The organism is Amycolatopsis sp. NPDC003676 (genome assembly GCF_053587275.1).
Map to the genome: position 1 here is coordinate 1 of NZ_JBSFNS010000176.1, position 12,080 is coordinate 12,080.

General features: G+C 69.8%; 13 protein-coding genes. 4 read left to right on the forward strand and 9 right to left on the reverse strand.

What is annotated here, in order from left to right; genetic code table 11:
* Window positions 1-62: 62 nt before the first annotated feature.
* From ACWDNU_RS43080 to ACWDNU_RS43120, 9 genes are all read right to left on the reverse strand, one after another.
* Window positions 63-284 (reverse strand): DUF1918 domain-containing protein, encoded by a 222-nt coding sequence (locus ACWDNU_RS43080; RefSeq protein ID WP_370938112.1) that lies wholly within the window; start codon window positions 282-284, stop codon window positions 63-65.
* Window positions 285-438: 154 nt separating this feature from the next.
* The gene (locus tag ACWDNU_RS43085; RefSeq protein ID WP_449673103.1) at window positions 439-1,176 is read right to left on the reverse strand and encodes an alpha/beta fold hydrolase; all 738 of its coding nucleotides are present in this window, start codon (window positions 1,174-1,176) and stop codon (window positions 439-441) included.
* Window positions 1,173-1,598 (reverse strand): nuclear transport factor 2 family protein, encoded by a 426-nt coding sequence (locus ACWDNU_RS43090; RefSeq protein ID WP_449673104.1) that lies wholly within the window; start codon window positions 1,596-1,598, stop codon window positions 1,173-1,175. The genes ACWDNU_RS43085 and ACWDNU_RS43090 overlap by 4 nt, the downstream gene beginning before the upstream one ends.
* A gap of 68 nt (window positions 1,599-1,666) precedes the next feature.
* The gene (locus tag ACWDNU_RS43095) at window positions 1,667-2,659 is read right to left on the reverse strand and encodes an AraC-like ligand-binding domain-containing protein (RefSeq protein WP_449673105.1); all 993 of its coding nucleotides are present in this window, start codon (window positions 2,657-2,659) and stop codon (window positions 1,667-1,669) included.
* A gap of 18 nt (window positions 2,660-2,677) precedes the next feature.
* Entirely contained in the window at window positions 2,678-4,153 is a 1,476-nt protein-coding gene (locus ACWDNU_RS43100) for a serine hydrolase domain-containing protein (RefSeq protein WP_449673106.1), read from the reverse strand.
* Window positions 4,150-4,962, reverse strand: coding sequence for an amino acid ABC transporter permease (locus ACWDNU_RS43105; protein ID WP_370938107.1), 813 nt, complete (start codon window positions 4,960-4,962; stop codon window positions 4,150-4,152). Before ACWDNU_RS43105 ends, ACWDNU_RS43100 begins: the two co-directional genes overlap by 4 nt.
* Entirely contained in the window at window positions 4,959-5,597 is a 639-nt protein-coding gene (locus ACWDNU_RS43110) for an amino acid ABC transporter permease (RefSeq protein WP_344264404.1), read from the reverse strand. The genes ACWDNU_RS43105 and ACWDNU_RS43110 overlap by 4 nt, the downstream gene beginning before the upstream one ends.
* Before the next feature lie 13 nt (window positions 5,598-5,610).
* The gene (locus tag ACWDNU_RS43115; protein ID WP_449673107.1) at window positions 5,611-6,543 is read right to left on the reverse strand and encodes a transporter substrate-binding domain-containing protein; all 933 of its coding nucleotides are present in this window, start codon (window positions 6,541-6,543) and stop codon (window positions 5,611-5,613) included.
* A 15-nt stretch (window positions 6,544-6,558) separates the two neighbouring features.
* A complete protein-coding gene (locus ACWDNU_RS43120; RefSeq protein ID WP_370938105.1) occupies window positions 6,559-7,305 on the reverse strand; it encodes an amino acid ABC transporter ATP-binding protein in 747 nt (248 codons plus the stop codon).
* A 93-nt stretch (window positions 7,306-7,398) separates the two neighbouring features.
* Between ACWDNU_RS43120 and ACWDNU_RS43125 the strand changes: the two genes are divergently transcribed.
* From ACWDNU_RS43125 to ACWDNU_RS43140, 4 genes are all read left to right on the forward strand, one after another.
* Entirely contained in the window at window positions 7,399-8,271 is an 873-nt protein-coding gene (locus ACWDNU_RS43125) for a MurR/RpiR family transcriptional regulator (protein WP_449673108.1), read from the forward strand.
* A 139-nt stretch (window positions 8,272-8,410) separates the two neighbouring features.
* Entirely contained in the window at window positions 8,411-8,932 is a 522-nt protein-coding gene (locus ACWDNU_RS43130) for a PadR family transcriptional regulator (protein WP_344264414.1), read from the forward strand.
* On the forward strand, window positions 8,932-9,621 hold the full coding sequence (locus tag ACWDNU_RS43135; RefSeq protein WP_449673109.1) for an ABC transporter ATP-binding protein: 690 nt from the start codon (window positions 8,932-8,934) through the stop codon (window positions 9,619-9,621). The genes ACWDNU_RS43130 and ACWDNU_RS43135 overlap by 1 nt, the downstream gene beginning before the upstream one ends.
* Complete coding sequence (locus tag ACWDNU_RS43140; RefSeq protein ID WP_449673110.1) at window positions 9,618-11,915, forward strand: FtsX-like permease family protein; 2,298 nt, start codon at window positions 9,618-9,620, stop codon at window positions 11,913-11,915. Before ACWDNU_RS43135 ends, ACWDNU_RS43140 begins: the two co-directional genes overlap by 4 nt.
* Window positions 11,916-12,080 lie beyond the last annotated feature (165 nt).

Below are 12,080 nucleotides of genomic sequence, written 5' to 3' on the forward strand. Positions count from 1 at the left end.
GTGAGGGGAACCCTGAGGGAATCAGGTTCCCTCAGGGTTCCCCTCACAGACGACTGGCGGGGCTATCGCCGGGCGCGTGCGTCCTGGGCGGCCAGTTCGGCGTCGGTCAGCACGATCGCGTCCGGGCCCGGGAAGACCGTCGACTCGTGGTCCGCGCCGAGCCAGCGGACGGTGAACGGCGGGTCCCCGTCCGGCGATCCCACGGCCACGATGCGGCCCCGGTGCTCCGGAACGTCCACGTGGATTCCCTTCACGACCAGCCAATCTCCGCGCTGTGCGTGCATGGTTCCTCCTCTGGCGAATAGCGTCGCCCGGAGCGATACCTCGTCGCACCGGGCGCGAAACCTCGAGGTAGTCCGATCAGGGTAGGCAGGCGGCATCGGGCGGAAGGCGTCCGAACCAGCCATGTCGCCCGCGCTGGCCGGGCCCGCCGAAGCCCTAACCTGCCAAATGGGCCAGGAACTCCTCGTTGAACCGCTGCCCGATCCGCTGCACAGCATGCGGACTCCCCGGGAAGAGAACCCGCTTCGCGGACAACCCTTCCGCCAGCGCATCGGCGACATCCTCGAACCCCGGAGTACCGCCACCGGTCACCACCAGTTTCGGGAACGGCGTGCGGGCCAGCGCCTCCACCGGCACACCCGTCTCCCACGGCCGTTCCGTCATCAGGTTGCGCGCGGCCTCCAGCAACGGCGGCGGAAGCGGCGACGGCAATGGCAGATCGACGTTCAGCACCCGAAGAAACCCAGCCACGAACGTCGCCGGATCGCTGTCCGCGGTGGCCGCCCAGTAGTCGCGGAGGGCAACCGCGAGCCGGTCGGCAGCGGGACGGCCGGAGCCGTTCGGCAGGGCGGGCGGCTCGACTACGGTGAGCGACCAGACCTTCTCCGGCGCGAGCGCGGCGGCGCGCATGGCCACCACGCCGCCCATTGACGTGCCGAGCAGGTGGGCGCCGTCGCCTAGGAGTTCGGCTACATCGGCGGCGTCGCGGTCCGGGTCGATGCGGGCGGTCGGCGGGCTGGGCTGGTACCCGCGACGGTACGGGGCGATGATCCGGAACCGGTCGGCGAGCACCTTCTGCTCGCCGAACGCGGTGGCAGCCGAGCTCAGGCTGCCGTGCACCATGACGATCGGCGGGCCGGATTCTCCCCACCGTTCGGCGGCCAGGCCGGTCATCGCGCGGCCGCCTCGGCCCGGGCGAAGACGCCGCGGTCGATGTCCAGGCGGCGGGATTCGAAGCGCCAGCCGTCGGCGGTGCGGACCGCGACGTCCTGGTAGACGCCGGTGGCGATGATGAACGGCGGCGCTTCTACCTGCAGTTTGGTGACCAGGCAGGTGACGGTCGCGCGGTCGGCGTCGCCGGTGACGACGTAGTTCGTCAAGAGGTGGCGGGCACCGTCCTCTTTGCCGGCGGCGATGTGGCCTTGGATGAACTCGGTCCGTGCGGCGCGGCCGGTGAAGGTGCCGTAGGTGGAAATGAACTGTCCGTCCGGGACCCAGGCGTCGACCCAACCGTCGACGTCGTGGTTGTCGAGGGCGCGCATTTGGGTGTTCGAAAGCTCGACGATCGCGAGCTTGTCCTCAATGGATAGTGGCATGACGGCGGTCTCCTCGGGCGGTGTGGACTTGCGATGCGCAGAAGTCTGCGCAGCCCGCCGCGCCGGGACTATCGCCCAGGCGAACCGCCGTCGTCGGTTTTGCGCAGCACCGCGGACGGCGATTCGCCGAACCGGCGCTTGAACTGGGCGGCGAAATCGCCGAGATGCACGAAGCCGCAAGCGGTCGCGGTCGCTGTCACCGTGGTGCTGGCCGGATCCGCCGCGGCCAGCAGTGCGCGGGCTCGGTCCAGGCGTTGTTCGCGGAGCCATTCGCTGAGAGTCCGGCCGGTTTCGCGCCGGAAGCCGAGCTGCAGGCTGCGCAGCGACACTCCGCAATGCCGCGCCACCGCGGCCATCGAAAACGACTCCGGCAGATGCGCCAGCAGGTAGTCCATCGCGCGGCGAACCCGGGCGGACGACGGCGGTTTCGCTTCGGCGGCAAGGGTTTCGCTGAGGGTGTTCGGGTGGCGGAGCAGCAACGTCTCGGCCAGCAACGCTTCGAGGTGCCCCGGCCGCGCGCCTCCGCCGGACAGGTGGATCGCGGCCTCGACCAGCGCCAGCACGCCGGGGGAGGCGGCGTTCGCGCGGAGGTCGAACTGCACCGCCACCGTGCCGGGCACCCCGGCGAGCAGCGCGGCGGTCCGCTCGACCAGCGGCCGGTCGAGGCGCAGCACGACCTGGTCGAACTCGCCGTCGAGGTCGAGCTGGAACGCGCGGTACGGGCTCACCACCGACGCCGCGCCGGGCCGCAGCACCGCGTTCGTCGCGCCGTAGGCGAATCGCGCCCGGCCGCCCACCGGCAGCGAAAGCAGGAACTCGTCCTGTTCGGGAGCCAGCTCCGAGATGCTCACGGCCGCGCCGTACCGCAGCCGGTTCAGCGAGACCGAACCGGCGGCGAGGTGGTCGAGCCGCGCGGAAAGCCGGCGCTCGCGGACCCGCAGCGTGTGCGGGCGCAGGGCGGAACTGCACGCGCCGACGACCTCGTCCACGTCGTCGGCGGCACGCACCATCCGTTCCCCGCGCTCGCGCACGAGCTCGGCGATCCCGGCCAAGCGGCTCATCTGCGGGATCGTACGCCGTCAGACGAGCTTCGCCGTAACTGCTGGACGCTCGGTCGGCCCGCTGTTGACATTGGTGCGGCGGTGCCAGCGCACCTGACCGTCGCCGAACTCGATGGTGACGGTGTCGTGGAACGGCGATTCCACGAAGTACCACTCCAGCACCAATTCGCGCGGAGTACGCCACTGAGCCGCGGCGAGGACGCGCGTCGATTCGGCCTGGTACGAGTGGTGCAGCTGCCAGGTGCTGACGCCGGTGTCCGACTCGACCCACGTGGACAGTCCACACCGGACCGAGTGGCGGCCACGTTTGTCGTCCAAGGTCACCACGAGGACATCATCGTCCACAGTGAACGAGATCTCCGAGAGTCCGTCCTCATTGGACTCGCATTCGTACCGCTGGCCGTCCAGCGCAACGGAGGTCGGCGAAAGCGCCGGGGCGGCAACCGTGAGCTCGGCAGCCAGCGAAGCATCAGTCGCCGCGGAAGGAGCACCGGAGAAAGCGGGCACCAGCAGATCGTGCACCAGACCGGATAGCAGCCGGTGCTTGCCGTGCGTGATACTGCCGGTCGTGACGACTACCGCATCGTGCTGGGGGAGCACGAAGACGTCCTGGCCGAACATCCCGGACGCTCGGTAGCCGCCGTCGGCGTCCAGCCACAGCTGGTAGCCGTAGCCTTCCGGGCGTTCGTCCGCGTCGGCACCGGAAACCGGGACGAATTCGGTGCCGTTCCACGTTCCGGCATCGGCGTTCTGGACGTGCCAGGCGGTGGCCTCGCGGACCCAGCCCGCGGGCAGGATCCGGTCGCCCTGCCAGAGTCCGTCGTGCAGGTGCAGGACGCCCCACTTCAGGAAGTCGATGCTGCGCAGGCTGAGGCCGTTCCCGCCGGAGCAGATGCCTTCCGGATCAGTGTCCCAGCTGTGCCCGGCGAAACCGAGCGGTTCGAACAACCGCGGCTGCAGGTAATCGAAGACCGATTGGCCGGACGTCCGCTGCACGATGGCGGACAGCATGTGCGACGTCGCGCTGGAGTAGGTGAACGCTTTGCCCGGCGGGAGGTCCACGGGAGTGCGCAGGTATTCCCGCACCCAGCTGGTCTTGAGCAGCCGCCAAGTCTTGCCGGACAGGCCGACGCGGTGGCCGGTCCGCATGGTCAGCAGGTCTTCGACGGTGATCGCGCGCAGGTGCTCCGACGCGTCGGACGGCACGAGTTCCGGGAAGAACGAAACCAGGTGATCGTCCAGGCGCAGCAATCCTTCATCCAGCGCGAGCCCGATCGACGTGCCGACAAAGGACTTCGTCGCTGAATGTGTCGTATGTGGACGGTCCGCGCGATACGGCCACCAGTAATGCTCGAAGGCCAGCTTGCCCGAGCGGTACACGAGGAGACTGTCGAGCGAGATCCCGTCGGCGGTCAGCCGCTGCAGGAAACCGCGCACGCCTTGGGCGTCGAGGCCCGCTTCGGACGGGGCGACTGAAGGAAAAACAGAGGTCACGAAGGCTCCCGGACGAGTGTTTTCTTGCGGTTCGCGAGCCGTTCGGCGACCCGCGAGAGTGCGATGTTGACGACGATGTAGAGCAGCCCGGCCCCGACGTACGCCTGGATGAAATCGCCGCTGAACTCGCCGAGCACCTTGCCGTTGTTCAGCAGTTCGGCGATGCCGACGACGTAGCCGAGGCTGGATTCCTTGATGACCCGAACGGTCTGGCTGATCAGCGCGGGCGCGAGCGCGCGGGCCGCCTGCGGGAGCACGACGAACGCCATGGTCTCCCAGTGCCGCAGGCCGATCGCGTGCCCGGCCTCGCTCTGCCCTCGCCCCACCGCGAGGATCCCGGCCCGCACGATCTCGGCGAAGATCGCGCCGGCGTGCGCGACGATCGCCAGCACCAGCTGCCAGAAGATCGGCACCCGGACGCCGAGCAGCGGCAGCCCGAACATGAAGAAGAACAGGATCAGCAGCAGCGGCATCGCGCGAAAGAACTCGATCACGGTGGCGCACGGCCAGCTCAGCCACCGCTTCCGGCTCAACCGGCCGAGCGCGAGCAACACGCCGACCGCGACCGACAGCACCGTGGACACCAGGCCGACCAGCAGCGTCATCACTAGGCCCTGCAAGAGGAACCGCAGCATCGCGCCGTCGACCAGGATCGCCCAGCGGGCCGGGTCGAGCTGGCCGGACGCGCCGAGCCGCACGAGGACGAGGGCCAGCAGCCCGAGCAGCACGAGTCCGCAAAGGATCGACACGGTGCGCAGCCGGGCTTTGGCCTTCGGGCCGAGTGCGTCGAAGAGGATGTCGTCGTTCACCGGAGCACCCGGACCTTTCGCTCGACGAGCCGCACGACCCCGCTGACCGCCAGGTTGATGACGAGATAACCGCAGGCCGCGACGGCGAAGGCCAGGATCGGCTCGGCGGTCTCGAGGTTGAACGAGCGGGTTTCCAGCGTCAGCTCGTCCACGCCGACGGCCGCGCCGAGCGCCGACCCGAGCGCGACGTTGATCAGGATCGTCCCCAGCGGCTGCACCATCGCACGAAACGCTTGCGGCAGAAGGACATCCAGCACGACCCGGCGGAACGGCAGCCCGATCGCCCTGGCCGCCTCGACCTGCCCGCGATCCACCGCGCGGATGCCCGACCGGATGGTCTCGCAGACGTACGCGGCGAAGTAGACGCCCAGCGCGAGCACCAGACACCAGAACAACGGAATCAACACGCCAGCGTCGGGCAATCCGAAGATGAGCAGAACGGCGATCAGCAGCAACGGCGAGTTGCGGACGAGATCGACATACAGCCGGCCGGCGATGCGCAGCGGCCGGACCGGGCTGATCCGGCAGATCGCGACGACGCAGCCGAGGACGAGCGCGAGCGGAAAGGCGCACGCGGTGAGCAGCAAAGTGGTAGTGAAACCGCCGAGGATTTCACCGGCATGACCGGAAAGCACGGGCGATCTCCCTTCAGGAGCCGGGAACGGAGCCGGGCCGGGGCGGCTCGGGGGCGGGACCGGAGACGAGCGGGCCGACGGTCTGCTCCCACAGCCGCCGCCAGCTTCCGTCGGCGGCGATGCGCTGCAGGAACCCGACGACGATCTGCTTGAACGCCGGATCGTCCTTCGGCAACCCGATGCCGAACGGGCTGCTGCCGTACGTCGCGGGCGTCATCCGCAGCCGCGCGTCGACCGCCGCTTTGCCCAGCAGGATCGCGGTGTTCGCCGACCACGCCTGCACTCGGCCTTGCCGTACCGCGGCAGCGCACTGGCTCGATTCCTCGAACACCACCGCGCGGGCCTGCGGACATGCCTTCTGCAGCGCTTCCTGCGCCGCGCCAGGCTGGACCGCGACGTCTTTGCCCGCCAGATCGCGCACGGCGGTGATCTGTGGACCGTCCGAGCCGACGACGATGCCGGAGCGCGCGACGTAGTACGGCCCGGCGAAGGACACAAGCCGCGCTCGGCTCTTGCTGATCGTGTAAGTACAGACGGCGACATCGACGGATTGGTTCTGCAGGATCGCTTCGCGCGTGTCGGCGCCGCCGGTGATGGTGTCCACCTCGGGGGTGCCGAGCAGGTATTTGGCCAGCAGTTGGGCGATCCCGATGTCGAAACCGGTGATCTTGCCGGTCGCCGGGTTCATCATGCCGAACCCGGGCGTGGTCACCGAACCGGACTGCCGTAGCACGCCTTGGGCGCGGATCCGGTGCAGCGTCGGCGTTTCCGGCAGGTTCACGCCGACCGGACCGTGCGCGACGGCGTCGGCTTGGTCGAGCGTGGCGTACGCGGGATTGCCTGCGGTGCGGGTGCTTCCGCCGCTGCAGGAGGCGAGCAACGGGACCGCGCCGGCGGCGAACAGACCGGCGCGCAACGCGGTCCGGCGGGGGAGAGGAGCGGGCATCAGGGTCCTCCAGGCTCAGTGGCTGAGCACGCGGGCGAGGAAATCGCGCGCGCGTTCGGTCTGCGGCGAGCCGAAGAAGACGTCCGGCGCGGCGGATTCGGCGATCCGGCCGTCGGCCATGAACACGACGCGGTCGGCGGCCTTGCGGGCGAAACCCATCTCGTGGGTCACCACGATCATGGTCATGCCGTCGGCGGCGAGCGCGGTCATCACGTCGAGCACCTCGTGGATCATCTCGGGGTCGAGCGCGCTGGTCGGTTCGTCGAACAGCAGCACGCGCGGCTCCATCGCCAGCGCGCGGGCGATCGCGACCCGCTGCTGCTGACCGCCGGACAACTGCGCCGGGTACTTGTCGCCGTGCGCGCCGACGCCGACCCGCTCCAGCAGTTCGTCGGCGCGTTGGTGCGCCTCGGCGCGGCTGAGCCCGCGCACGCGGACCGGGCCGAGCATCACGTTCTCCCGCACCGTTTTGTGCGCGAAGAGGTTGAAGGACTGGAACACCATGCCGACGTCCGCGCGCAGCCGGGCCAGCTCCGCGCCCTCGGCGGGCAGCGGGCGGCCCTCGATCTCGATCGAGCCCTCGTCCGCGGTCTCGAGCCGGTTGACGCACCGGCACAGCGTCGATTTCCCGGACCCGGACGGGCCGATGACCACGACGACCTCGCCGCGCCGCACGTCGAGGTCGATCCCGGTCAGCACCCGGGCCGATCCGAACGACTTGCCGACGCCGCGCAGCCGTACCAGGGGCTGATCTGTGCTCATGAGCGCTCCTCGTCGAGCTGGCGGTAGGGTTCACTACACAACGGAGAACCCTCCGGCATCTTGTAGTAGCCACTACGTCCAGTCAAGGGTGTCATGTCCACTACTTATCTCGGCGGCGACCACTTCGACGACCACGTCCGCGCCCGGCTCGACGACCTCAAGCCCGCCGAACGCCAGGTCGCCCGGTTCATGCTGGCCAACCCGAACGAGGTGCTGTTCTCCTCGGCGGGCGACCTCGGCGCGGCGGCCGGGACCAGTGACGCGACCGTCGTCCGCACCGCGAAAGCGCTCGGTTATTCGGGGCTTCCGGAGTTGAAGCGCCACCTCGGCCAGACGTTCACCGCGCGCACCGAGCCGACCGTCCGGCTGAGTGCGGCGATCGAGAACCTCGGGTCGACCGGGTCGCGGCAGATCGACCGGGTGATGGCCGACAGTGCGGAGCGGCTGCAGGAAATGCAGCGGCAGCTCACGCCGGACGCGGTCGAGGAGGCGGCGCAATTGCTGCTCGACGCGCGGATGGTGTTCACCTGGGGGCTCGGGCTGTCGTCGGTGTGTGCCGAGTACGCCGCGTTCCGGCTCGCCCGGCGCGGACTGGTGACGCGGCACTGCGACGACACGGGGTTCCGGCTCGCCGACGCGTTGCTTCCGCTGGGCACCGACGACGCGGTGCTCGTGTACGTCCCGGCTCGGCAGAACCGCGATGTCGAGCTGATCCTGCGGTACGCGGAGGAGGTCGGCGCGGCGGTAGTGCTCGTGACGAGCGACCTGTCTGCGGATCTCGAATCCCGGGTCCGCGTGGTGCTGCCGGCGCCGGATTCGCCTACGAAGTTCACCGGCGAAACCCTGACCGCCTCGATCGTCACCGACATCCTCGCGCACACCATCGCGAGCCGGGAGCCGGACCGCGCGAAGACGACCGCGGACCTGCTGACGCGCCTCCGGGCGGACCTCGGCGAACGGAAGTAGCCGCTCCCGCCGACGCGCCGCGAGAAACCTCCTGACCTGCACTGATGCACTATTCTGCGGTGGTATACACGGCGCGTATACCTGTGTTATATAGTGATCTTCACCCCCGGGATTCCGGGGTCAAGGGAGGAACAGGGGAATGTCGGTTTCACATACCTTGCTCGGGTTGCTCGAGTCGGGGCCGAGACACGGGTACGACCTGAAACGGGCGTACGACGAGCAGTTCGGGCACGACCGCCCGCTCGCGTACGGCCAGGTCTACTCGACGCTGTCGCGCCTGCTGCGCAACGGCATGGTCGAGGTCGCGGGGGTCGAGAGCGGAGAAGGACCGGAGCGCAAGCGCTACACGATCACCGACGCCGGGGTCACCGACGTCGAGACCTGGCTGGGCACTCCGGAAAACCCGGAGCCGTACCTGCAGAACACGCTGTACACGAAGGTGGTCCTCGCGCTGCTGTCCGGCCGCGACGCCACCGACGTGCTCGACGTCCAGCGAAGCGAGCACCTGAAGGTGATGCGCTCGCTCACGAAGCGGAAGTACGAGGGCGACCTCGCCGATCAGCTGATCTGCGACCACGCGCTCTTCCATCTCGAGGCGGACCTGCGGTGGCTCGAGCTCACCGCGGCCCGGCTCGGCGAACTCGAGAAGGCGGTGCGCTGATGACCAGGCCGGGAACTCCGTTGCTCGTGGGCAACGGGCTGCACAAATCGTTCGGCCAGACGCGGGCGCTCGACGGGGCGGCGCTGGCCGTCTCGGCGGGGGAAGTGCTCGCGATCATGGGCTCGTCCGGTTCGGGGAAATCGACGCTGCTGCACTGTCTCGCCGGGATCGTCCGGCCGGACTCGGGCGTCATCACTTACGGCGGCCAGGACCTGGTCGCGATGGACGACAAGGGCCGGAGTGCGTTGCGGCGCACCGAATTCGGCTTCGTGTTCCAGTTCGGCCAGCTCGTTCCCGAGCTGACCTGCCTGGAGAACGTCGCGCTCCCGCTGCGGCTGACCGGGGCGAAGCGCGGGCCCGCCGAGGCCAAGGCGAAGGAATGGCTCGCCCGGCTCGAGGTCGACAACCTGGCGAAGCGCCGACCGGGCGACGTGTCCGGCGGGCAGGCGCAGCGGGTCGCGGTGGCGCGGGCGCTGGTGACCGGGCCGAAGGTGGTCTTCGCCGACGAGCCGACCGGCGCGCTCGACTCGCTCAACGGCGAGAAGGTCATGCAGATGCTCACCCAGGCGGCGCGGGAAACGAACGCCGCGGTGGTGCTGGTGACCCACGAACCGCGGGTCGCGGCGTACTCCGACCGCGAGATCGTGGTGCGGGATGGGCGCACGGTCGACCGGGAGCTGGTCGCATGACGCGGGATCTGCTGCTGGGACTCCGGCTGGCCGTCGGGGGCGGCCGGATGTCCGGATCGGCGCTCCTGCGGCTCGCGATGACCGCGTTCGGGATCGCGCTCGCGGTCGCCGTGCTCCTGCCCGCCGCCTCGGTGAGCCACCTGGTGAACGCGCGGGCGGACCGCGCGGCGGCGATCAAGCAGGACACCGCGCCGCGCGAGGGGATCGCGCCGCTGGCGACCTACCGCTGGTATCCGTCGGTCGGCGCGGACTTTCTTCAGCTGACTGCGGTGGCGCCGACCGGGCCGAACTCGCCGGTGCCGCCGGGGCTCGACCGGCTGCCCGCGCCGGGCGAGGTGATCGTGTCGCCGGCGCTGGCGGAGAAGCTGAACTCGGCCGACGGCGCGTCGCTCAAGGCGCGGCTGCCGGGGAACGTGGTCGGCCAGATCGCCGAGCCGGGGGTCAGCGACGCCGCCGACCTGACGGCGTACTACGGGTCGACCGCCGCGGAGATCAAGGCCGAGGGCGAAAACGCCAGCAGCGTTTACGCCTACGGCAAGCCCGCCGAAGGGTTCACCCTGCCTTTGGTGATGTGGATGGTCATCGCGCCGATCGCCGCGGTGCTGCTGCTGCCGTTGCTGATCTTCGTGACCACCGCGTCGCGAATGGGCGCGGCGCAACGCGAACGACGGCTCGCCGCGCTCCGGCTGATCGGCGTGGACGCCCGGCAGATCAAACGGGTCGCGGCGGCGGAATCGCTGGTCGGCGCGGTCATCGGGCTCGTGGCGGGCGGTGCGCTGTTCTACGCGCTGCGGCCGTTCATGGGGGACTGGCTGCCCTTCGGCATCCGCGTGTTCGCGGACGACTTCACGCCGTCGTGGATTTCGTTGCTCGTGATCGCGCTGCTCGTGCCCGGGCTCGCGGTCGGCTCGGGGCTGTTCGGGCTGCGCCGGACGATCGTCGAACCGCTCGGCGTGGTCCGCCAGGGCAAACCGGTGCGGCGGCGGATGTGGTGGCGCTGGACGATCACCGGGATCGGCGTGGTGTTCCTGCTCGGGACGCTCGTCGTATCGCCGGGGTCGGGTGACCAGGGCGCGGCGATGGCGCTCGCGGTGGGCAGCGTGTTCCTGCTCGTCGGCGTCGCGGCACTGCTGCCGTGGCTGGTGGAACGGATCGTGGAACGGCTGCAGGGCGGCCCGCCGTCGTGGCAGCTCGCGGTCCGGCGGCTGCAGCTCGACAGCGGCACCGCCAGCCGGGTGGTGTCCGGGCTGGTCGTGGTGCTGGCCGGGACGATCCTGATCCAGGGCGTGCTCACGTCGATGACCAACCGCACGTCGAGGTCGTACCACACGCCGGACGGCGTCGCGGCCGCGCCGGTGCGGGTGGACACGACGACCGCGCACGAGGCCGAGGTCCGGCAGCGGCTGTCCGGGGTCGCCGGGGTGACGGGCGTGCACAGCGCCAAATCCGTGCAGTTCAAGTCCGGTGAACAGCACGTCTTCGGCACTCTCGGGGACTGCGTGGCGCTGAAGACGCAGGCGAACATCGGCGACTGCGCGGACGGCGACGTCTTCTATGTCGCGGGCTCGTCGGCCCAGCCCGCCCCGAAGGGCGAGTTGCGGATGACCGACTACCGCAAGGACGCCGAGGTCGACGGTCCGAAGTGGACGGTCCCGGACAACCTCCGGGTGGTGTCCTCGGCCAACGAGGCGAAGGGGGTGTCCGGCGACCTGATGATCACGCCCGGCGCGCTCGGCGGCATCCAGGCGCCGGGGGAACGCGTGCAATTGCTGGTCGCGGGCCCCGGCGGCGTGGACGCGCTGATCGACCGGGTCGCGACGGAATTGCGCCCGCTGGCGTGGAAGGCGGAAGTCGGCAAGACGGACTACCTGGCCGACTTCTCCGGCCGCGACGACCGGATGCTGGCGAGCTTCCGTGCGGTGCTGCTGACCGCGTCGCTTTTCGTACTGGCGGTGGCCGCGATGAGCCTGCTGATGCTGTCGATCGAGCAGATCAGCGAGCGGCGTCGTCCGCTGGCGGCGCTGTCCGCGTCCGGCGTCCCGATCGGTGTGCTGGCCCGCGGATCACTGTGGCAGACGGCGGTTCCGGTGGTGGTCGGGGTAGTGCTGGCCGTCGGAGCGGGGCTGGGCTTGACCGCGCCGATCCTACGGCTGGCGAAATTGCCGATGCTGGTGGACGGCGGAGTCCTGGCCGGATTGGCAGGCGCCGCGGTGGCCGCGGTGCTGCTGGTGACGGCGTTGACCCTGCCGCTGCTGCGGCAGGTGACACGGCTGGACACGCTGCGGTCGGAGTAGACCCCCGGGGGTGTGGGGTGGTTGCGTGAAGGGCTTCTTGAGGGGAATGGGATTCCTTCGAGAAGCCCTTCACGGCTTTTCGGGGTCCGGCGGCCGGTGCAGGGACGTGAGGGGAACCCTGAGGAACTCTGATTCCCTCAGGGTTCCCCGCACGTACAGATGGGT